This is a genomic window from Bradyrhizobium iriomotense (assembly GCF_018129405.1).
GTDB lineage: Bacteria > Pseudomonadota > Alphaproteobacteria > Rhizobiales > Xanthobacteraceae > Bradyrhizobium > Bradyrhizobium iriomotense_B.
The window spans coordinates 217051-236591 of record NZ_JAFCLP010000007.1; the positions used below are offsets into that span (position 1 = coordinate 217051).

The 19541-nt window shown below is 61.6% G+C and carries 19 protein-coding genes and 1 pseudogene; 6 read left to right on the forward strand and 14 right to left on the reverse strand.

Going from position 1 to position 19541, the window contains the following annotated elements:
• Position 1: 1 nt before the first annotated feature.
• A complete protein-coding gene (locus tag JQ592_RS17785) occupies positions 2–994 on the forward strand; it encodes a 3-hydroxybutyryl-CoA dehydrogenase (RefSeq protein WP_211404106.1) in 993 nt (330 codons plus the stop codon).
• Here JQ592_RS17785 and JQ592_RS17790 read toward each other — a convergent pair.
• From JQ592_RS17790 to JQ592_RS17815, 6 genes are all read right to left on the reverse strand, one after another.
• Positions 991–2037 carry a peptidase M29 gene (locus JQ592_RS17790; protein ID WP_211404107.1) on the reverse strand — a complete coding sequence of 349 codons (1047 nt, stop codon included), beginning with the start codon at positions 2035–2037 and terminating at the stop codon, positions 991–993. The two genes, JQ592_RS17785 and JQ592_RS17790, sit on opposite strands and share 4 nt — an antisense overlap.
• Positions 2038–2070: 33 nt before the next feature.
• Positions 2071–2838 (reverse strand): ABC transporter permease, encoded by a 768-nt coding sequence (locus JQ592_RS17795; RefSeq protein WP_211404189.1) that lies wholly within the window; start codon positions 2836–2838, stop codon positions 2071–2073.
• Positions 2835–3620: an ABC transporter permease gene (locus JQ592_RS17800; protein WP_211404108.1), complete on the reverse strand. Its 786-nt coding sequence runs from the start codon at positions 3618–3620 to the stop codon at positions 2835–2837. Before JQ592_RS17800 ends, JQ592_RS17795 begins: the two co-directional genes overlap by 4 nt.
• Positions 3617–4462 carry an ABC transporter ATP-binding protein gene (locus tag JQ592_RS17805; RefSeq protein ID WP_211404109.1) on the reverse strand — a complete coding sequence of 282 codons (846 nt, stop codon included), beginning with the start codon at positions 4460–4462 and terminating at the stop codon, positions 3617–3619. Before JQ592_RS17805 ends, JQ592_RS17800 begins: the two co-directional genes overlap by 4 nt.
• A gap of 122 nt (positions 4463–4584) precedes the next feature.
• Positions 4585–6279: a dihydroxy-acid dehydratase gene (ilvD, locus tag JQ592_RS17810; protein WP_211404110.1), complete on the reverse strand. Its 1695-nt coding sequence runs from the start codon at positions 6277–6279 to the stop codon at positions 4585–4587.
• 77 nt (positions 6280–6356) lie between these two features.
• A complete protein-coding gene (locus JQ592_RS17815; RefSeq protein WP_211404190.1) occupies positions 6357–7340 on the reverse strand; it encodes an ABC transporter substrate-binding protein in 984 nt (327 codons plus the stop codon).
• Positions 7341–7518: 178 nt separating this feature from the next.
• Here JQ592_RS17815 and JQ592_RS17820 point away from each other — a divergent pair, with 178 nt between their 5' ends.
• Positions 7519–8427: an NAD(P)-dependent oxidoreductase gene (locus JQ592_RS17820; protein ID WP_211404111.1), complete on the forward strand. Its 909-nt coding sequence runs from the start codon at positions 7519–7521 to the stop codon at positions 8425–8427.
• A gap of 25 nt (positions 8428–8452) precedes the next feature.
• Here the strand turns inward: JQ592_RS17820 and JQ592_RS17825 are convergent, their stop codons facing one another.
• The 4 genes and pseudogenes from JQ592_RS17825 to JQ592_RS38275 all read right to left on the reverse strand — a co-directional run.
• Positions 8453–9016 carry a flavin reductase family protein gene (locus JQ592_RS17825; RefSeq protein WP_211404112.1) on the reverse strand — a complete coding sequence of 188 codons (564 nt, stop codon included), beginning with the start codon at positions 9014–9016 and terminating at the stop codon, positions 8453–8455.
• Between the two features lie 9 nt (positions 9017–9025).
• On the reverse strand, positions 9026–10255 hold the full coding sequence (locus JQ592_RS17830) for an acyl-CoA dehydrogenase family protein (RefSeq protein ID WP_211404113.1): 1230 nt from the start codon (positions 10253–10255) through the stop codon (positions 9026–9028).
• A 166-nt stretch (positions 10256–10421) separates the two neighbouring features.
• Entirely contained in the window at positions 10422–11684 is a 1263-nt protein-coding gene (locus JQ592_RS17835) for a CaiB/BaiF CoA transferase family protein (protein WP_211404114.1), read from the reverse strand.
• A 232-nt stretch (positions 11685–11916) separates the two neighbouring features.
• A pseudogene (locus JQ592_RS38275) lies at positions 11917–12036 on the reverse strand (GNAT family N-acetyltransferase); the annotation flags it as partial.
• A gap of 124 nt (positions 12037–12160) precedes the next feature.
• Here JQ592_RS38275 and JQ592_RS17840 point away from each other — a divergent pair.
• Entirely contained in the window at positions 12161–13678 is a 1518-nt protein-coding gene (locus JQ592_RS17840; RefSeq protein WP_211404115.1) for an FAD-dependent monooxygenase, read from the forward strand.
• Positions 13679–13836: 158 nt separating this feature from the next.
• On the opposite strand, the gene JQ592_RS17845 is transcribed toward JQ592_RS17840, so the two are convergent.
• The 3 genes from JQ592_RS17845 to JQ592_RS17855 all read right to left on the reverse strand — a co-directional run bounded on the left by JQ592_RS17845 (position 13837) and on the right by JQ592_RS17855 (position 17623).
• Positions 13837–15480 carry an AHH domain-containing protein gene (locus tag JQ592_RS17845; protein ID WP_211404116.1) on the reverse strand — a complete coding sequence of 548 codons (1644 nt, stop codon included), beginning with the start codon at positions 15478–15480 and terminating at the stop codon, positions 13837–13839.
• A 419-nt stretch (positions 15481–15899) separates the two neighbouring features.
• Positions 15900–16535 (reverse strand): imm11 family protein, encoded by a 636-nt coding sequence (locus JQ592_RS17850; protein WP_211404117.1) that lies wholly within the window; start codon positions 16533–16535, stop codon positions 15900–15902.
• Positions 16536–16846: 311 nt separating this feature from the next.
• Positions 16847–17623, reverse strand: a complete 777-nt coding sequence (locus JQ592_RS17855) for a DUF4261 domain-containing protein (RefSeq protein ID WP_211404118.1) — start codon at positions 17621–17623, stop codon at positions 16847–16849.
• Between the two features lie 442 nt (positions 17624–18065).
• Between JQ592_RS17855 and JQ592_RS17860 the strand changes: the two genes are divergently transcribed.
• A complete protein-coding gene (locus JQ592_RS17860; protein ID WP_211404119.1) occupies positions 18066–18266 on the forward strand; it encodes a hypothetical protein in 201 nt (66 codons plus the stop codon).
• Complete coding sequence (locus JQ592_RS17865) at positions 18263–18511, forward strand: hypothetical protein (RefSeq protein WP_211404120.1); 249 nt, start codon at positions 18263–18265, stop codon at positions 18509–18511. The genes JQ592_RS17860 and JQ592_RS17865 overlap by 4 nt, the downstream gene beginning before the upstream one ends.
• On the opposite strand, the gene JQ592_RS17870 is transcribed toward JQ592_RS17865, so the two are convergent.
• On the reverse strand, positions 18481–18729 hold the full coding sequence (locus tag JQ592_RS17870) for a hypothetical protein (RefSeq protein ID WP_211404121.1): 249 nt from the start codon (positions 18727–18729) through the stop codon (positions 18481–18483). The genes JQ592_RS17865 and JQ592_RS17870 overlap by 31 nt on opposite strands.
• Positions 18730–19244: 515 nt before the next feature.
• Here JQ592_RS17870 and JQ592_RS17875 point away from each other — a divergent pair.
• On the forward strand, positions 19245–19460 hold the full coding sequence (locus JQ592_RS17875) for a hypothetical protein (RefSeq protein WP_211404122.1): 216 nt from the start codon (positions 19245–19247) through the stop codon (positions 19458–19460).
• The last annotated feature ends 81 nt before the right edge of the window (positions 19461–19541 follow it).

The window sequence follows — 19541 nt, forward strand, 5'->3', positions numbered from 1 at the left end:
GATGACCCGTCGCGCCAATATCGCCTGTCTCGGAGCCGGCCGCATGGGGCGCGGTATCGCCGTCGCGTTCGCCTATGCGGGGCATACGGTTACGATGGTCGACGTCAAGGCCCGTTCAGCGGAAGATTTTGCCAAGTTGGAGGCGGACGCGCTCGGCGAAGTCAGGAAGACTTTTTCAAGCCTATCAAGCTTGGGGCTGCTCACCGAGGCAGATGTCGATCCCCTCATCGCTCGTGTGTCGGTGGTGCCGACCAGCCAAGGCGGCGCAGCGCTCGCCGAAGCCGGAATGGTTTTCGAAGGTGTTCCAGAAGTCGTTGAGCTCAAGCGAGAGGTGCTGGGCGCAGCCTCGAGGCAGGTCGGTCCGGACACGATCATCGCCTCGACGACGTCGACGATTCTCGTCGACGATCTCTCCGGCGCGATCATGAACCCTCGTCGCTTTCTCAACGTGCACTGGCTCAATCCGGCCTATCTGATCCCGCTGGTCGAGATTTCGCCCGGCGAAGCCACCGATCCCGCCATCGTCGACGAGGTCAAGGCACTGCTTGAAGGCATTGGGAAGGTACCGGTGGTCTGCGCGGCGACGCCCGGCTTCATTGTCCCGCGCATCCAGGCGTTGGCGATGAACGAGGCCGCGCGCATGGTCGAGGAAGGCGTCGCCAGCGCCGAGGAGATCGACAAGGCGATCCGCTACGGCTTCGGCTTTCGCTACGCTGTGCTCGGGCTGCTCGAATTCATCGACTGGGGCGGCGGCGACATTTTGTACTACGCCAGCCGCTATCTCGAGGGCGCACTGGGCAGCGACCGCTATCGGGCGCCCGAGGTGATTTCGAAGAACATGCACGAGGGCCGGATCGGTCTCCGCACGGGCGCCGGCTTCCTCGATTATTCAGGCATGGACGTCGATGCCTATCGCGTCAAACGTCTTCAGGCCATGGTGGACCTGCTCCGGCACTTCGACCTGGCCCGCCCGCCCGTGATCGACCGCGGCTAGCCGAAGACGTCCTGCAGGACGCCCTCCCGGACCACCGCGACGCCATCGAGCTCGATGGTCGTTCCCATCATCGGCAGATCGAAATGCCCTGCCGTGTAGCGGCCGGCAAATTCGTTCGCTCCTGTCGAGAACAGGAAATTGCCGGAGACGGCGCGGATCTCCGTGCCGTTGGTATCGCGCTGGTCATACATCGACAGCGCCTCGTAACGCGCGCCCGGATTCATGCCGAAGCCGACATGCGACACGGCGTAGGCCTCGCGATCGCCCCAAGCGGCGAGATAGGCGCGCATCATCGCGGCATCGGTGCCCTCGCCTTCCAGCTCAACGACATAGTCATCCTTCAAGGTCATCCTCACAGGCGAGGTCAGGTAACGCTTGAAGGTCAGATTGATGTCACCGGGTGCCATCACCAGCGTGCCGTTGATCGTCCCGCTCTTGGGGAAGCTGACGACGATGCCACCCGGCCAATGCGCCAGCGTGCCGGGCTTGTCGGTCCAGCCCCACACACCGACCGTTGAAGCACCGACCATATCAACGTCGAGCGCCGTGCCGGCCTTCGAGGTTACCCGCATGCGCTTGGTTCCGCGCAGCATCTTCGCCGCGGCGCGGACGCGCTTCTCCAACGCCGGATCCGGCACCATGCGTTCCAGCGCCTCGGGATGCTCGTTCGAGATCACCAGGATCCGCGCGCCGGCTTTGAGGATTTCAGGCGTCTCCACCGCGTGCATCAGGCCCTCGATGGTGCAATCCACGACAAAGCCGGCCTGTTGAAGTGCGGTAATGACCGGACCAAGCTTTTGGATCGCCTCACTCGCCCCGGTCGAGCGAACCGGAACGATGTTCCGATTACGGGGCGTCGGCATCACCACGTGGAACGGCCGTGCGCCCATGCGCAGCAGCGCGAGTTCTGCCAGATGAACATTCAATGCGCGCGATTGGGTCTCCGAGAGGATCGCCGCGGTGTCACCTGCCTTGACGGCGCATCGCTCAAAAATCTCGCAAAATGCGTCGATCCATTTTGCCTCGATGCGATCGGCCAGCATGATTCACTCCCGGTGGTTTCTTGTTAAGTCAGATCACGCTTCGGGGAAGCCCCGCAAGAGGTATGACCGCACGGCGCCCAACAGGCCGTTCAAGATCAACCCCAGCAGCGAGATCGTGATCAGCGGTACGAACATGTCGACGGCCTGGAACGTCCGGGCCGCCGTGACCAGGGCGTGGCCCAGCCCGTCCGTCGACGTGATCATCTCGGCCAGAAACACCACGATGCAGGAAATGACAAGGCCGATCCGGCAGCCGGTCAGGATTGAAGGCATCGCCGCAGGCAATACCACCTTGAACAGGATTTCGTAGCGCCGCGTTCCCGCCGCCATAGCCGACCAGATCAACTTCTGCTCGACAGTCGATGCGCCGTAATAGGTCGACAAAAGAATAGGGAAAAGTGCGTCCGCAGTCACCAATGTGATCTTCGATCCGTGACCGAAACCGAGCAGCAGGAGGAGTGCAGGATAGAGCGCAACCTTGGGCAACGGCGCCAATACCCGTACGATCGGCCGGACCACAGCGTTGATTGGCGGACTGGCGGCAGCGGCGATGCCGATACTGACACCGAGCACGACCGCGATCGCAAAACCGGCAAACAGCCGGATCAGGGTCGCCGCGATCTCCTGCTGAAACGTCCATGTCACGAGCTGTCGCAGGAGGCGGCCAAAGACGTAGCCCGGAGGCGGCAGCAAGGCCGCGGGTGCAAAGCCGAGCGAGACGAGGCCCTGCCAAACGGCGATCACCAGCGCGATCGGCGCGAGCCCAAGGAGGAGGTTTGCTGAGACAGGGCGCGATGTCATGAGAAGCTCAGCGGCATGTCGAACTGAGGCTCGGACCAACGCACCAGCCTGGCGCGGATCCGCTCGAAGATCGCATCGAGGCAGATGCCCATCGCTCCCACGATGATGATCATCGCGAAGACTGTGTCGTATTGCCCCATGTCGAGCGCATTGAACAGGATGTTCCCGGCGCCAGATTGGCGGGCGATCATCTCGCTGGTGATCATCGTAATCAGTGCCAGCACCAATCCCGTGCGGCATCCGGTCAGGATCTCCGGCAGCGCGGCAGGCAGCACGATCCGGACCAGGCGTTGCAGGGAAGAGAGTCCCATCGCAGCGCCTGACCACAACATCTTCTCTTCGACGGCCTTGGCGCCTTCGAAGCTGTGATAGATCACAGGCAGACTGACGCCAAGGAAGATCACCAGCGTCTTTGTGATGTCGCCGACGCCCAGCCACAGCATGATGATGGGCATCAAAGCGGCCTTCGGGACCGGATAGATCACCATCAGAAGCGGATTGAAGAAGGCTGCGACGGCCCGGCTGCGCCCCATCAACAGGCCAAGAGGAATCGAAAAGAGCACGGCTACACCGAACCCCATCGCCATGCGACGAAGCGAGGCCAGGATGTTGATCAGCGCCTCCTTGTCGCCAAGGATATCCGGGATCGCGCGGATCGCCTCGACCGCCGTTGGAAAGCTGTCGTTCTTCAGCACCAGCGCAGCGGCCTGCCACACTGCCAATAGCCCGATGCAGGCAAGCACCGGGGCGGCACGCTTGAGCACAGCGGCCGGCGACATCATGAGGATGTTCCGACTTCGTCGCTTTCATCGAACATGCGCTCGATGTCCACAACGTATTTCTGGTAGCGCGGGTCGAGCAGCAGCTCGTTGCGGCGGCGCGGTCGCGGCAGATCGATATCGATGACCTGCCGGATACGGCCGGGAGATTTCGACATCATCACGACCTTGTCCGAGAGAAAGACGGCTTCGTCGACCGAATGGGTGACGAACAACACCGTCTTGCGATCACGTTCCCAGATGTTCAGGAGATCGTTCTGCAGACGCGTCCGGGTATGCGCATCGAGCGCGCCGAACGGCTCGTCCATCAACAGGACTTCGGGATGGTAGGCGAGAGTCCGGGCGAGCGCGACGCGCTGCTTCATGCCGCCAGACAGCTCCTTGGGATAGAAGTTCTCGTAACCCTTCAGCCCGACCATCTCGACCAGCGCCCGGCTCTGCGCTTCGGCCTCGCTCGCTCGCACACCCTGCTGGCGCGGCCCGTACATCACATTGCCCAGCACCGTCTTCCAGGGAAACAGCGCAAACTCCTGGAAGACCGGTCCGCGATCCGGACCGGGTCCTGTGATCGCTTGCCCCTTGATCTTCGCCACGCCACTGGTTGGGCTTACGAAGCCTCCGACGATATAGAGCAGTGTCGATTTGCCACAGCCTGACGGCCCGAGAATGGAGACGAAAGCTCCTTCGTCGATCGTCAGCGAGATGTTCGACAGCGCCAAATGGTCCTTCCGCGCCGAGGTCTGGAAAACCTGCGAGACGCGATCGATCTCGATGATCGCAGAAGCCGGCTTTTGTGACGTCACCGGACTCACCCATTCGCTCGATCTCGAAGGCACTACCTTCATCCCGCTCTCACTTCACGCATTCGCGAACGTCACGCAATCGACCTGCTGAATGTCCTCCATCAGCAGCACGAGCTTAGCAAGAAGCCTGCCAGACGGACGATTGCCTTCAACGCCGTGGCTCGTCACTCGAACCAGGGCCATTCCGCCGGGCCCTCGTGCGTGACCGCTCCACCCGGCGCTTGGCCAACCAATCGCGCATATTTCGCCAGCGCCCCGGCTCGATGCCGTGGCGGTCGCGGCCTCCAGTCGCGTCGGCGCGCGGCGAATTCCTGCTCGTCGATCAGCACATCCATGCGACGGCCAGCCGCATCAATCCGGATCTTGTCGCCATCCCGCACGAGCGCAAGCGGGCCGCCAACAAATGCTTCGGGGGAGACATAGCCGATGCACATGCCGCGCGTGGCGCCGGAGAACCTCCCGTCGGTGATCAGGGCCACTTTTTCACCCATGCCCTGCCCGTAGATCAGCGCGGTGACGCCAAGCATCTCGCGCATGCCAGGGCCGCCGACCGGCCCTTCATTACGGATCACAAGGACCTCGCCGGCCTTGTAGCTGCGGTCACGCACAGCCGCGACACAGCCTTCCTCGTCTTCGAAAACGCGTGCGATTCCCTCGAAAAACTGGCTCTTCAGACCTGCGACCTTGATGACTGCGCCGTCCGGACAAAGATTGCCCTTCAGCACCGCTACACCGCCATCCGGCATGATCGGCGCGCGCGCGGCGTAAACGATCTCCCCATCGGGCGCGTTGGCCGTGCCGTATTCTTCGGCAAGCGTGCGGCCCGTGATGGTGATGCAGCTGCCATCCATGTGGCCGCTCTGGATCAGTTCGCGGATGACGACGGCCGCACCGCCGATGTCATAGACATCTTTCGCCGTGTACTTACCCCCTGGGCGCAGATTTCCGATCAGCGGTGTCCTGGCGAAGACCTCACCAACATCATCGATCGTGAATGCGATGCCAGCTTCATTCGCAATCGCGGGCAGATGCAGCGCGGCGTTGGTCGAGCCACCTGTCGCGGCCACGATGGCCGCGCCATTCTCGAGGGATTTCCGCGTCACGATGTCGCGCGGGAGCGGCCCGCCGCGTTCCAGCATCTCCATGATCAGGCGTCCGGCACGGCGTGAGATCTGCGCACGCTCGGCGTAGATACCAGGCACCATCGACACGTTGGGGATAGTAAGACCCATTGCCTCCGACACCATCCCCATGGTGTTCGCCGTGAACTGGCCGGCGCACGCACCGATAGTGGGCAGGCAGGCACGCTCGATTCGCTCGAGCGTCTCTCCGTCGATGTCGCCCGTCATGAAACTACCGACAGCCTCATAGGAGTCGAGCACTGTGAGAGTCCGCCCGTCGACGCGCCCCGGCAGCGAACTGCCGCCATAGATGAAAATGGACGGCACGTTGCAACGAACCATCCCCATCATCACGCCGGGCAGCGTCTTGTCGCATCCGCCGTATCCGATCAGCGCATCGTAGGCGAGGCCATGGACGACCGCTTCGATCGAGTCGGCAATCAGCTCGCGCGAGAACAGGGAAAACTTCATTCCCTCATGATTCATGCTGATGCCGTCGGAGACCGACACGGTCGAGAATTCGCGCGGCGTCCCGCCCGCCTCCTCGATTCCCGTCTTGGCGGCGGCCACCTGGAAATCATGGGTCATGTTGCAGGGCGTCTGCTCGCCCTTCATGCTGACGACGCCGACCATCGGCCTGGCAATCGCGGTGTCGTCGAGGCCCATCGCGCGCATGAAAGCGCGGTGCGGAGCCCGGTCGAGCCCGCCCGTCGTCACCCGTGATCGCAACTTCTTCATGCGTGCATCTTCTTCATGCAACGTCCTGGCTGGCCGGGACGTTGCGATCGCGTCGTCCGGATAGTTCGTTCTACCACCTATTGCAGCGGTGCAACGATCGTCGGATGCTTGAACTGAGCGACGTCGAGCTTTGGCAACATTCCCGTCTCTGCGTAGATATCGAGCATCTTCTGAATGGCGGGGAAGTTCGGCGCAGCTCCCGGGTCACGGCCGAAGTCGTTCTCCTTGAGCAGGTACGTCTCGAGCACCGGAACGGGAGCCTTCAGCACCTCGGACACGACCTTCAAGGTCTCTTCGCGGTTCGCCAGAGCCTTCTTCATGCCCGACGTGATGTCACGGACATATGCTTTGACCAGTTCCGGGTTCTTGTCGACGAAATCGGCACGGCAGGCTTCCAGAATGTGCACGATGTTCGGCATGGCCTGCGACAGCGAGAACAGTTTGCGGGTGCCACCCTTTGCTTCCGCGCGCGCAGCAAACGGCTGGTTCATGTTGACTGCATCGACGCGGCCCTGGCGCAACGCATCTTCCGAGACCGCAAAGCCGACCTCGACCAGCTTGATATCCTTGGCCGGATCGACACCATTCTGCTTCAGGAGCAGGTTGAACGGTCCCTGCGTGCCGCCGCCGATCACGGAAATGCCGACAGTCTTGCCCTTGAGGTCGGCAATGGTCTTGATCGGCGAGTCATCCATCACCGCCCAATAGACTGAAAAGCCGCCGGGCTTCTCGAAGACATGCTGCGCGACGATATAGGCCTTGAGATTGCCGCCAACGACGCCGTTGGAGAGCGACAGCGGGGCCTGGGTCGCGCAATCCAGAGCGCCCGCCGCCAATGCCTGCGTCATCGGCGCGGTGCCCTGAAACTGGGTCCATTCGATGTTGTAGGACTTGCCGATATTGGGGAATTCAGCCGGGCGACGCATCATCCAGTACTTGGACTCCTCGGCCGGGATCGTCCAACCGACGCGGATCGTCTGTTGCGCCTGTGAGGGACCTGCGGCCGCAATCACCGCCGCCGCCGCCCCCATTGCCAGCATCAACCTCGAAACCGTTCGCATCGCGCCCACTCCGTTGCTCCGGCGCCGACCGGCGCCACCCAACCCGACCAGCCCAAATGTTTCATGGTTCAAACAATCAGGCAAGCCATGCAAGCCGGCCCGGTTTCGCCGGAGCGCGCGCAATGTATGGTATGGCGGCGGTCATGCGCCATTGCGCTGCGACAGGAGGAGGCAACCTATGGCTGATACGAGCAAGACAAACCCGCAGGGCGCCGAGCGGCTCGGCTATGTCGGGCTCGGACTGATGGGAACACCCATGACCCGCCGCCTGCTCAAGGCTGGCTATCAGGTCACCGTCTGGAACCGTTCGGAGGGCAAGGTCGCTCCCCTCGTCGAAGCTGGTGCACGGCGCGCAATGACCCCCCGCGACGTTATGACGGACGCGGATATCGTCTTCATGTGCGTGACGGACGCCGCAGCGGTTGAAGAGGTGTTATTCGGAGCTGAAGGTCTTTCGGCCGCGACCGGCGCGGGCAAGCTCGTCGTCGACTTCTCGTCGATCCATCCTGACGCTGCGCGCGACCTCGCGAGCCGATTGAATGATACCAATGGCGCAGGCTGGATCGATGCACCCGTGTCCGGCGGCACCAAGGGCGCCGAGGAAGGCACGCTTGCGATCATGGCCGGCGGAGACATTGCCGACGTCGAGAGGGTGCGCACCTACGTCCTCGCCATGGCACGCAGGTTCACCCATATGGGGCCTACCGGCGCAGGTCAGACGACAAAGCTGTGCAATCAGGTGATCGTCGGATGCGCGATGGCCGTCCTCGCCGAAGCAACTCGCCTTGCCGTGAACGCAGGAATTGATGCCAATCGATTGCCCGAAGCGCTCGCCGGTGGCTTTGCGGACTCCATTCCGCTTCAGCTTTTCGTGCCGCGGATGGTCCAGGGCATCCACTCCCCGCCGCTCGGTCATATTTCTACGATGCTCAAGGATCTCGATACTGTCGCCGATGTCGCGCAGACGACGTCGACGCCGGTGCCGATGGCATCGCTTGCCAGACAACTTTTCAGGCTGGCCAAGGCCGCGCGCGGCGCAGATGCGGACGCGCTGGAGATCTACAAGCTTTCGGCCGCAGAGCATTGAGCTGCCGAATACGACCAGAAGCGCCTTACGGCGACTTCTTGCGCTCATCGTCGGCCAGGAACCGGCCATATGCTCCCCGCGCAAACAGCAGAGGTTCCTTGGCGTTGTAGGCATAGGCCTCGACTGCTCCGAGAAAGATCACGTGATCGCCGCCATAATAGCGGTTGACGGAGCGGCATTGAAAACTGGCCACGCTCTCGGCGAGCACCGGAGCGTTGCCGAGACCTGGCGCCCAATCGACACCAGCGAACTTGTCATCGGACGATTTCGCGAACTTGTTGGCAAGCACCTGCTGCGACGTGCCGAGGATATGGACGGCGAAGTGGCTGGCGTTCTGAAACACAGGCAGGCTTGAGGAATAGACCCCGAGGCTCCAGAGGACCAGAGGAGGATTCAAGGAGACCGATGCAAATGAATTGCAGGTGATGCCATAAGGCTTTCCGTCCGCCGCCGTGGCGGTGATGATCGTTACGCCCGTTCCGTATGTGCCGAGTGCGTTTCGAAAATCGCGAGGATCGATCGGCGAGCTGTCGCTCGCAAGTTCGTTGGCTGGATCTGGAACGGCCGGCTGCTTCGGCAGATCATTCATCGGCCGGCCTCACAGCGTAAGATTCTCGGACGGCAGGCCCAGCGCCACGCGTCCATAATTGGTTCCGGCCGCATCGAAGTTGAACGCGAGATGCGAGTTGATCGCGTGTGCATCGCGGAATTGCCGCTGCAAAACCCCCGTCGTGAACAAGCCGCGCGCTCCGCTCGCCGCAAACAGCATCGAGACCGCATCCGTACACAAGTTCACTGAAAAGGCCCCGTCACGCCGATATCGGGTCTTGGCTGACATATCGGGAATATGACCACGCCTTGCATTCTCCATGGCATCGATACAAGCCGAACGCATGATCAGACGCGCAGCGTCGATCTTGGCGGAGGCCTCCGCAATCTTGATCTGAGTGCTCTGAAAGTCGCTCAGCTTGGCACGGTTGTAGGTGGAAATGCGATGACGCACGACCTCGATATAATCGTTCAGGCACGCCTGGGCATTTCCTAGCGCGACACCGGACAAGACGTAAGGAAATAGCGAGAACACAGGTAACGTATACAATGGATTGGGATTGACTTTGCTTCCTGGCGGCCGGCCGCCGGTGAGCTCGCCAACGGCCACCGTCATATCATCGGCCACAAAGGCGTCCCGGACTTCCACGTCGCAAGAACCGGTGCCGCGCAGCCCGGCGACATTCCAGGTGTCGAGGACTTTATAGTCGCCCTTCGGAAGCAGAAATATCCGGTACTCGATGCCATCTGCCTCGTCTTCAGAGGAGACCACGCTTGCAAGCATGTTCCATTCGCACGACGCGACGCCGGAAGAAAATGGCCAACTTCCGCGCAGCTGGTATCCGCCCTTGACCCTCGTGGCGCGGCCCGCAGGAAAGATGAACGAGGAGGCAATCAGCGTATCCGGATCATGGCCCCAGACCAGATCCTGCGCCCGTTGCTCGAACATGCCGAGCATCCAGTGATGGCTCGCCAGATTGGCGAGATTCCAGGCCACTGACGCGTCCGCCTGTCCCAGCAGATCGGCGCAGTCAATCAGGGCGACATAATCGAGCTCAGCACCGCCAAAGCGCTTGGGCTGGAGCATCCGGAACAGGCCGGCGTCGTGCAGATCCCGTTCGGTCTCGGCCGGAAGGTATCGCAGCTCCTCGGTTCGGGCAGCTCGCTCCCGCAGTCGTGGCAGGAGCGCCCGAGCGTTCGCGATCATTGCTGCGTAAGCGCGCTCGCCGGATCCCGGCCCCTCAGGCTGGCCCACGCTCGGCTCTTGACCAGGCGCCATTCCGCATCCCTCGCTTTCCTATACTTATGCGGCGGGAAGATCGGCAAATCAAGCCGATCGCTCTGAACCCTGCTGTTCGGAAAGGAGGCAACATCGCGAACCGGCATCGTGGAGCAGCGATCCGAAAGCCGCGCGATGCCAGCCCACCAGGTCAACGGCTCGGGGCTCAAACCGGGGGCTTACCTGATCCGAAGACTCCCCTTTGGACGAATTCCGCGATCCGGCGCTGGTCATAACCAAGCGTGTCACGCAAGACGTCCACGGTATGTTCGCCCAACAGAGGTGCGGCGACGGGATTAATTGCGCCGGTTAGACTCATGGTAATCGGCGTCTCGATGTTGGGGACCCAGTCTGCGGTAGGATGCGGAATCCGGCTCAAGCGATGGCGCTCGCGGGCTTCAGGTGCGTTAAAGCCCTCTTCGACGGTGCGGAGATAGCCGACCGGGATATTGGCCAGCTTCATCTTCGCCATCCAGTTCTCGAGGGTATCGCTTGCAAAGACTTCCGCGATGGCTGCCCGCAACAGTTCCTTGTTCTCAGAACGCGCTTTGCGCGTCGCGAATTGCGGATCGGTGATGAGATCTGGCCGGTTCAACACCTCGACGACCAACCGGCGATAGAGCCGGTCGTTGGCGCAGGCCATATAGAGCGGTCCATCGGAAGCTTCATAGACGCCGACGGTGGGAGACCCGCTCGGTGAATTTCCAAACCGGCCGGGATTTTGGCCATTGATCAGATAGGCCATGCCGTAGAAGCCCGTCATCGCCATTGCAATGTCGAACAAGGCAACCTCGACGTGCTGGCCGCGGCCGAGCCGATCCCGCGCCAGCAGAGCGAGAAGAATGGCGTTACAGGCCGTCATTCCCGTCGCAATGTCCACGATGGGTGGGCCGGTGCGAACTGGGGGACCATCGGCAAATCCGTTGAGCGACATGAAGCCGCTTTCCGCCTGGGTGATGGGATCGAAGCCGGGACGCGAGGCGAACGGCCCGGAGCGCCCATAGGCCGAGATCGAACAATAGACCAACCGCGGATTGAGCGGCGCGACGGCATCGTAGTCGAGGCCGAATTTCTTCATGACCCCGCTCGAAAAATTCTCGACGACCACGTCGGCCTTGCGGATCAGATCCAGCGCGATCTCGCGGGCTTCAGGCACGGCGAGGTCGAGTACGATGCCACGCTTGTTGCGGTTTAGGCTGAGATAAGCAGCACTCTCGCCGCCGATCTCGGCGTGTTCATACGCGCGTGTATCGTCGCCGCCGTCCGGGTTCTCGATCTTGATGACGCGCGCACCGAAATCGGCCAGCGTCTGCGTGCAGGCCGGGCCGGCAACCACGCGCGTAAAATCGACGACCAGCAGACCATCGAGCGCCGCAGGCCCCTTCGTTGCTCGCGAGGGACGTTCCGGCAATTGAGGCTTGGTGGACATCGATGATGCTCCCTTACATCGGCTTGTGATCGCCGAATTTCCTGCAAGTGCAAACTTAAAGCCCGCCGCAGCCGACTTCGCAAGTGCTTCAACGACATTCCTGAAAACGCAAAAAGGCCCGGCAGCCGTCAAGCTGCCGGGCCTCTCGACACATTGGGCATACAAGGCTGCGTCGCACTTTGTGCAAGTCGTTCTTCGAAGGCCACGTTCCGTATCACGGGAAACCCCGCCCTTAGCGCAGCCGCTTTCGCCAGTACAGCGTATGCGACCAGGCCCAGGGCACCTCGGGCACGTAGAGCCGATAGCCAGCCTGGATGAAATTGTTGGCGGAGACCGGATTGCCCGACGTGTCAATCGAAGCGCAAAAAAGGAAGCCTCTCCTCCCAGCTCAATATGTGGTGCGCAAGGGGCTTGCTTCAAGCCCCCGATGATCGTGTAGAAGCCGCGACCCAACCAACGAGTCGAGGGGTCACGACATGCCTGTACTGCTTCCGACATCCCACTCACGGACGAGCGCAACGCGCGCGGCGGCGAGCGACCATGCGGTCGTCATCGCCGGCGGCGGCCCGACCGGGCTGATGCTCGCGGCGGAGCTCGCGCTCGCACAGGTCGACGTCGCAATCGTCGAGCGGCGCGCGGGCCAGGATCTCGTCGGCACGCGCGCCGGCGGATTGCACGCACGCAGCATCGAGATCCTCGATCAGCGCGGCGTCGCGGACCGCTTCCTGCGCGAAGGACAGATTGTCCAGCTCGCCGGCTTCGCCTGGACCAGGCTCGACATCAGCGACCTCCCGACCCGCCACGCTTACGGGCTCGCACTGCGCCAGAGCCACATCGAGCGCATCCTGGCCGACTGGGTCAGGGAGTTCGCGGTGCCGGTCTATCGGAGCTGCGAGGTCACGGGCTTCGCGCAGGACGAGGCGGGCATCGATGTCCTGCTGTCCGGAGGCAGGACGCTGCGGGCAAATTATCTCGTTGGCTGCGACGGCGGCCGCAGCCTGGTGCGGAAGACCGCCGGCATCGACTTTGCCGGCTCCGATCCGACGCTGAGCAACCTCATGGCCGAGGTCGAGATGCGCGAGGAGCCCGCGTGGGGCCTGCGTCACGACGCGCTCGGCTTCCACGGCCTCAGCAAGGTGGAAAGCGGACGCGTGCTGGTCGTCGTGACCGAAGCGACACGTGAGCGCAGCGGCGAGCCCGGCTTGCGCGATCTCCGCGACGCGCTCGTCGCCGTGTACGGCACTGACTTCGGCGTGCACAGTCCCGCCTGGATCTCCCGCTTCACCGATGCGGCGCGGCAAGCCGCCTCCTATCGCAACGGACGCGTGCTGCTCGCCGGCGATGCTGCGCATATCCACCACTCCGTTGGCGGCCAAGGCCTCAACACCGGCCTGCAGGACGCGGTCAATCTCGGCTGGAAGCTGGCGCAGGTGGCCAAGGGCATCTCGCCCCAAAACCTGCTCGACACCTACCACACTGAGCGTCATCCCGTGGCCACGCGCGTGCTGCGCAACACCAGGGCGCAGATCGCCCTGCTCCGCCGCGCCGACGACGGCCTCATCGCCGCGCGCGAGGTCATGTCCGACCTGCTCGCCATGGACGAGCCGCGCAGGCGTTTCGGCGCCATGATGAGCGGGCTCGACATCCGCTACGATCTCGGCGAAGGCCACGCACTGCTCGGACGCCGCATGTCCGATCTCGACCTGACGATCGAAGGCCGGCCGCTGAGATTGTTCACGCTGCTGCACAGTGCGCGCGGCCTGCTGCTCAATCTCGGCAAGCCGGATACCATCGACATCACGCCGTGGGCGGATCGCACCGATGTCGTCGACGCCGATTACGGCGATGGATGGGAGCTTCCAGCTATCGGACATGTCCACGCTCCCAAAGCCGTACTGGTGCGGCCCGACGGGCACGTTGCCTGGGTCGGAGACGAGAGCCAATTCGGACTTGCGGAGGCGTTGACGAGGTGGTTCGGACCAGCTGCGGCGTAGCGTACGCGTGTCTCACTCACCGTCGAAACAAGCAAGCCCGCGGCATCCCGCGGGCTTGTTCTGAATTCTTTTCGATGGTGCCATTCTGCCAGTGTTTTGCCCGACGTGTCGAACGATCGACCTTGCGCGGCATACGAAGAACTCCATGAATCCCAACTTCACTCCGGCCGAAGCATCGGCCGTATCCAGCGCGAGAACCACTCCTCAGCTTCATTGCGCGGATTGCCTGGACCATCTACTCCGAAGATCGGTGGCGGAATAAGATAGCTCGGCTCATCCGCGAACACACCGTTCGGCCTGCTGGTCTGCGCCGGCCGGCCGTCCGCGGTCGGTACGGTCCAGCTTCCAAACCGATCGATGAATTCAGTGGAAGGCAGATACGGGACCGGTGCGCTGCCCGATGTGAACACGCTGCCCGCGTTCGCCTCGTTCACACGGGTGAGACGCCGGACATCTTCGGGCGCGACTGATCGTGCGGCAGGCGTGGGCGCGGCTTCTGGCAGATCTTTCGCAGGCATGGTGCCGGCTGGCGTGGTGGCCCACTCGCCGAATCGACCCGCAAAGGTGCCGGCGGTCGCGTCCGAGTCAAGCGAGGAAGCTCCGCCTAGCTGCGGCGCGAACGCCGATGAAGCCGAAGAGCCGCTGCGATTGGCCGTGTTGTCTACGTTAAGCCCAACGCCGTTGGTGTTGTGCGCAGGCGCTCCTGTCGAGAACACTCCTCCGCCGGAAGTGGAAGGACCCAGCATCGCACCGTCTGGGCTAACCTGCGCGCTGGCAGCGCGCGTAAACGCTAAGATGCCTCCAATGCCAAGCAGCCAGGCGGGAATGAAGGGAGCCGCTGCACCGACCGCAGCCGCTCCTGCCAACCAAGGGAGAAGAGCACTATCCGCCGGAGATGTCCCGCCGGCCAACGAATTGTCGTAGAATGGGAGCGGCGTTCCGGTCGTCGGATCGGATCGGAGGACAAGCGGGTCTGTCGGGGCGGCCGTAGTGGGCGGCAATTGTCCCAGCCGCTGCTCATTCGGACTTGGAGCTGGAAAGACTGGTAGCGCGCTCGTGAGACGCGGATCAGTTCGCGTGAGCTTTTCCTGTTCGTTCAGACCGGCAAGCGAAGGTGGGCTGTAGCCCGGCAGTGGCGGAAAGTCGCTCGGGTTAGCCGGTGCCGAGCCGGGTGTGCGAAAAATGTTCGCTGAGGGATCGAACACTTCGAACTTGGACCAATGCGTTCCGCCCAGGTTGCGATTGCCGGCGGTCAGGTAGACGTCAGGATTGCGGGCAATCTCCTCATCCAACACTCTTCGCCTCTCTGGGTTATCCAGGTAGAGCAACCATTTGATCAGGTGGTCCAGACCGGCACTCGCTCCTCTTTGCTCGAGATCTCTGATGGCCCTGAGTTGATCCGGGTACTGAGCGAGGTAGGCTTTATGATCTCCGAGAACCTTCGCATTTGAGAGGTTGACCTCCTCTTGGGTTTTCCCGATGGGCACATTTGTATAGAGATGACCGTTGATGAAGCCGACGCGCATTGCATCGATGAGAGTCCTTATCTCCGCCGCTCGTTCGCTTGGACTTTCGATCTCGGCAATCTTATCGAGTTTTTTACCGACGGTGCGAGCGTACGAATTAACATGATCACTCGGATGAGGGGATACTTTGAGTTTCGCGGCAATCTTCGGATCAGCCGGCAAATAGATGCGGTTTGCCGGCGAGTCTATATCGAAGGTTTTCTTGTCAATATCGCGAAACGCGTAGTGGCCTCTAAAGCGCTTGAGAATAATGTGGTGGTCAAATAGAATAGACATGCACCCTCTCAGATGGCTCTCTCTAGAGCGTGGGCCGACGAAGTATGTGGATGAGGCGTGCGAGCACGGGCGCAGCAACAAGTGCCGCCCGCCTGTCAAACGGATCGCAATGCTTCTGAAATGCTAGGACGTACTGGGGAGCGCTCGATCAGATCGCCATGGATGCGACACATGAAGCGCGAAACTATCCGCCGGCCCAAAAGGCACGGCCTTGTCAGTTCTTTTTCTAATCGTTCGGAGAGATGCCGGCGTGCCAAGCGCCATCTATCTTGCGCGCCGACCCGTCCTGTCTGCTAACAGAAATCACTCCGTCTCAACTCTTATTGCTAAAGCGAAGCGGTGCGGACCTCTTTGCCTGCCGATGGAATGCAACGTTGTACGCGAGCGAACCGACTTAATTCTCGAAGGAGCAAGTCCGGTCAGCCTCTTGAGCAGTCTTTAAACCAAATTCTCTTGAGGCCCGCGGACTTGCATGCATCCTTGAGTTCCTGATCGCATATGACAGTCGCTTCCATGTAAGCCATGCGGAAAATGCGCGCGTTGCCGATCGCGGCTTCCCTGAAGACCAGTTTGCCAAAGGGAACGTGCTCATAGTACTTCTTGCCGTGGTCGATATAGCGGACATCGTCCCGGATTCCGATGATCAAGCGTGATTGCGATTCATCCAGCGCGTCGAGGACGCGGACGACATCGCAGAGCCAATAGTTTGGCCCATCAAAGCGACCACCATGCGGTAATCGCACGTCGCACGGCACAAATACAAAAGCCTCCGGGTCGAGCCTCTCGAACACAGCCTTGGTTTGGTCCGAAATCAGCCACCAATTGTAACAGAGCTCCAGGTCATATGGCCGACTGCCGCGTGATTTATCAAACACGTAAGGCACACACGGGGTAGAAGCCGGCAGACGAGATACGGCGTATGGAGGCAGAATGCTCTCGTCCTTCACCCAAAAGCCGGGCCCGCCTCCTATTCTGAAATCGGGGCCCATGTCATAGAAGCGGCGCTTTCGTGCTCTGGGGCGCCTCGCAGCAGAGACCGCCTTCTCATCATTCATGACTGAGCCTCGTTGAACATCATTCCCATGATGACACCAGGTGGAGAATCAAGATCACCGCAAAACAAAGAAACGCCCGCGGCATGGCGCGGGCGTCAACTCTCGATGGTGCCATTCTGCCAGTGTTTTGCCCGACGTGTCAAACGAGCGATCTCGAGCGGCTTCCACCCGGCTCCGCAATCAGTCTCCACTCCCATCCTCTATCAACGATAAGGGTTCAAGATCGACAGCAGCGGCGCATCAGCTCAGTACTTGGTCGCATCGGCAGCTCCTGGCGCGCGTCATCACGTCATCACACTCTATCATGCCGCCTAATGCACCGAACCGTCGCTGCAGAAGAACACGGGCAAGCCACCGAACTGATCGGAGTTCTTGTATCTGACCGCGAAGCGCTCGCGCTCATCGCGGCCAAACGTATCGCCGTCTTTGACCACGGGCCCGTGCTCAACCAGATAGACGGCTAGACCGTCCACCTTGGACATCAAGGTTGCAAGCGTCAGCTTGTGGGTCTCGAACTGAATCTCACGCTCGGCAAATGCCGACAGACCCATTGTCACGGCGCCGATGCCGGTCTTTGACCGGAACGGCAGTATGTCGATCCACAGCGAGGACGGATAGTCGGGGTAAGGCGCGAACGATTGCATGGATATATCCAGCCATAGATCGGCCGATCGTGCGACCTTACCGTTCCAGACCACGCCACAGCATTGCGGCATGATCGCAATCAACGCGCCGATGACGGCGGTCGTCAGACGAGCAGCGGACAATGGTTGCTGGTTCTGGCCGAGTACCGAAACGATCACATGGCCTCGGTGCCGCGCCGCAACTGCCTTGCCCTCCGGCCATGCTGTGGCAGCGCGCGACCACAGGCCTGAATCGTCTGGAATGGGCGCGGGCATCGACATAACTGCAACGAATTCGTTGCCACAGCGTAGCAGCGGAGAGTCCTGGCGCATGCCGCTCTCACCGCCTCCGTCTACCTCCATCGGCAGTTCGGGATGTCGCGCACGGACAGCTTCAGCAAGCGCAATCATGTCCGGCGTCGCAGGTGTTTCCAGCATGACCAGGGCAAGAAAAGACTTACTCATCGGCCGCCTCACGGAAGCTTTGCGGCGTGAGGTGGTACCATCACGGCTCGCTTACAGGTTGAATTTTCACTCAATAGAACAAAACAGGAACAATGTCAACCTGTACGGTGCTGCATAGCACTCAGCGGTTTGCAGGATCTGCGCAAGTCCCACACCGCCAAACCCCCGAACCACACCATATTCGAAAGCCCCCTCCACCAACCGACGCGCCACGTCCCAGCTCAGCGACGGCAGCGGCGAGGCGCAGAATGAGTAATCGGCTCAAACAGCGCAAACCACGCCTCGAGAGACGCTCAAATTCGACTTCGCAGCACTTATCAAATGATGGCGACGCCTCGTCGAAAGGGGCCTAGCCTCACCCCATCATCGCAAGGCCCGTGGCAACGATCGGTGATGAGAACGCCAATTGCGCTCCCGCCCCACTCCAGCAAGGGAGCAGAGCATGCTGACGCGGCGGCGTTTCAAGCAGACCAGAACTCTCGACCAGCGGCTTGCCGAAGAGGCGATACGCCTGCGCGACGAGGCGCGCGCGCTGCCGCCCGGACGCCAGCGCGAGATGCTGCTGCGCAGGGCGCGGCAGGACGAGACGGCGATGCAGATCGAAGCCTGGCTTCGTTCGCCCGGCCTGCGGGCACCGACATGACGCAGCAATACCGTGCCTATCTCGTCGGGGAGAACGGGATATTTCAGTCCGCCGAGGCTTTCGAGGCGGCGTCCGATGCGTCCGCGCTTGAGTTCGCGCAGCGTTTCACGCGCCGGGGCGACGTCGAGGTCTGGCAGCTCGGCCGCAGGATCGGCCTGCTGAAAAAGCTCCCCGCGGCCTCGCCCGAAGACGCGGGCCCAGGCAACCGGCCGCCTCACTCCTCCGCGAGCTTCCGCTCGATGTAGACGTCCACTGTTTCGGCAAAGGAGCGCTGCACGCCGACCGCGCCAACATGCAGGTCGAGCGCGTCGCGCTGCAGCACGCGCAGGCCGCGCCCGCGGGCGCTGACCGGCGCCGTGTTCAGATATTCGTCGATGGCGCCCTTGGCTTGCGGGATCGCCTTCGGATCGCCCCTTGCGATCAGAAGACGCAAGAGGCTCTGGCACTCGGCCAAGCCCGGCATGGGTGCGCCCTCAGCCTTGCCGCGACTTCGGCTTCGGCCGCTTGACCGGCTGGGTGTGGGTGCCGAACAGCATCAGCAGAAACGCGACTTCTTCCTTCGTACCGACCTGGATCATGATGATCTCCTTTTCGCTTGGTTGGTCGGGGCGAGCGGAAAAGGCGTTCAGGACAATCGGGTTTCAGGATTGTTTCGGGCGTGTTTCGTCGGGCGCTATGAGCCAGCAGCAGACGAAAAATCTGCTCTGTGACGGCTCACTGTCAGTCAAGGATCACACTCCAATCGCCTGCTTGATCAGCGACAAATCGAGCCGACCGATTGTTCGGCTGCATTTGCTTATGTGAATCCAATCGGGAAAAATAGGCAGCATCTCTGTTCAAAAGTGAACATAAAAAGAATCCGGGAATACTCTAAGCTTGATCCGCCTGGTGCATTTCGCCGGGCAACCTCCAACGGCCCCAGCATTTAGGGTTGTGCTGGGGCCGTTTCGAACTGTGCTACCGCGCGGCGTTTGATCGATGTTCAACGATGCCATCTTGGACCAGTTGAGGCAGCTGGAACGTGAGGTGATTGAAGGGGAGCGGCGGCTGGCCCAGCAGGAGGCGATGATCGTTGACCTGAAACGGCAACATCAAGATCCGAGCAACGCCGAGGCCGAGCTTGAAATCATGCGCGAGAACCAGCGACAGCGTCAGCAAGATCGGCAACGGCTTCTCTCATTGATGCAGCGCTAGAACAATCAATCCAGCCAGTTGCACGTGTATACTGTCCCTGTTTTGCCGGACCGGCGCAAATTTACTCAAATCCGGCAAATC

Coding starts and splice junctions, on each gene's coding strand:
- JQ592_RS17850 (WP_211404117.1), bottom strand. CDS start 16,535: ATGAATGATGAGAAGGCGGTCTCTGCTGCGAGGCGCCCCAGAGCACGA.
- JQ592_RS17800 (WP_211404108.1), bottom strand. CDS start 3,620: ATGATGTCGCCGGCCGCTGTGCTCAAGCGTGCCGCCCCGGTGCTTGCC.
- ilvD (WP_211404110.1), bottom strand. CDS start 6,279: ATGAAGAAGTTGCGATCACGGGTGACGACGGGCGGGCTCGACCGGGCT.
- JQ592_RS17805 (WP_211404109.1), bottom strand. CDS start 4,462: ATGAAGGTAGTGCCTTCGAGATCGAGCGAATGGGTGAGTCCGGTGACG.
- JQ592_RS17840 (WP_211404115.1), top strand. CDS start 12,161: ATGCCTGTACTGCTTCCGACATCCCACTCACGGACGAGCGCAACGCGC.
- JQ592_RS17795 (WP_211404189.1), bottom strand. CDS start 2,838: ATGACATCGCGCCCTGTCTCAGCAAACCTCCTCCTTGGGCTCGCGCCG.
- JQ592_RS17825 (WP_211404112.1), bottom strand. CDS start 9,016: ATGAATGATCTGCCGAAGCAGCCGGCCGTTCCAGATCCAGCCAACGAA.
- JQ592_RS17830 (WP_211404113.1), bottom strand. CDS start 10,255: ATGGCGCCTGGTCAAGAGCCGAGCGTGGGCCAGCCTGAGGGGCCGGGA.
- JQ592_RS17860 (WP_211404119.1), top strand. CDS start 18,066: ATGCTGACGCGGCGGCGTTTCAAGCAGACCAGAACTCTCGACCAGCGG.
- JQ592_RS17865 (WP_211404120.1), top strand. CDS start 18,263: ATGACGCAGCAATACCGTGCCTATCTCGTCGGGGAGAACGGGATATTT.
- JQ592_RS17870 (WP_211404121.1), bottom strand. CDS start 18,729: ATGCCGGGCTTGGCCGAGTGCCAGAGCCTCTTGCGTCTTCTGATCGCA.
- JQ592_RS17875 (WP_211404122.1), top strand. CDS start 19,245: ATGTTCAACGATGCCATCTTGGACCAGTTGAGGCAGCTGGAACGTGAG.
- JQ592_RS17855 (WP_211404118.1), bottom strand. CDS start 17,623: ATGAGTAAGTCTTTTCTTGCCCTGGTCATGCTGGAAACACCTGCGACG.
- JQ592_RS17785 (WP_211404106.1), top strand. CDS start 2: ATGACCCGTCGCGCCAATATCGCCTGTCTCGGAGCCGGCCGCATGGGG.
- JQ592_RS17815 (WP_211404190.1), bottom strand. CDS start 7,340: ATGCGAACGGTTTCGAGGTTGATGCTGGCAATGGGGGCGGCGGCGGCG.
- JQ592_RS17835 (WP_211404114.1), bottom strand. CDS start 11,684: ATGTCCACCAAGCCTCAATTGCCGGAACGTCCCTCGCGAGCAACGAAG.
- JQ592_RS17845 (WP_211404116.1), bottom strand. CDS start 15,480: ATGTCTATTCTATTTGACCACCACATTATTCTCAAGCGCTTTAGAGGC.
- JQ592_RS17820 (WP_211404111.1), top strand. CDS start 7,519: ATGGCTGATACGAGCAAGACAAACCCGCAGGGCGCCGAGCGGCTCGGC.
- JQ592_RS17790 (WP_211404107.1), bottom strand. CDS start 2,037: ATGCTGGCCGATCGCATCGAGGCAAAATGGATCGACGCATTTTGCGAG.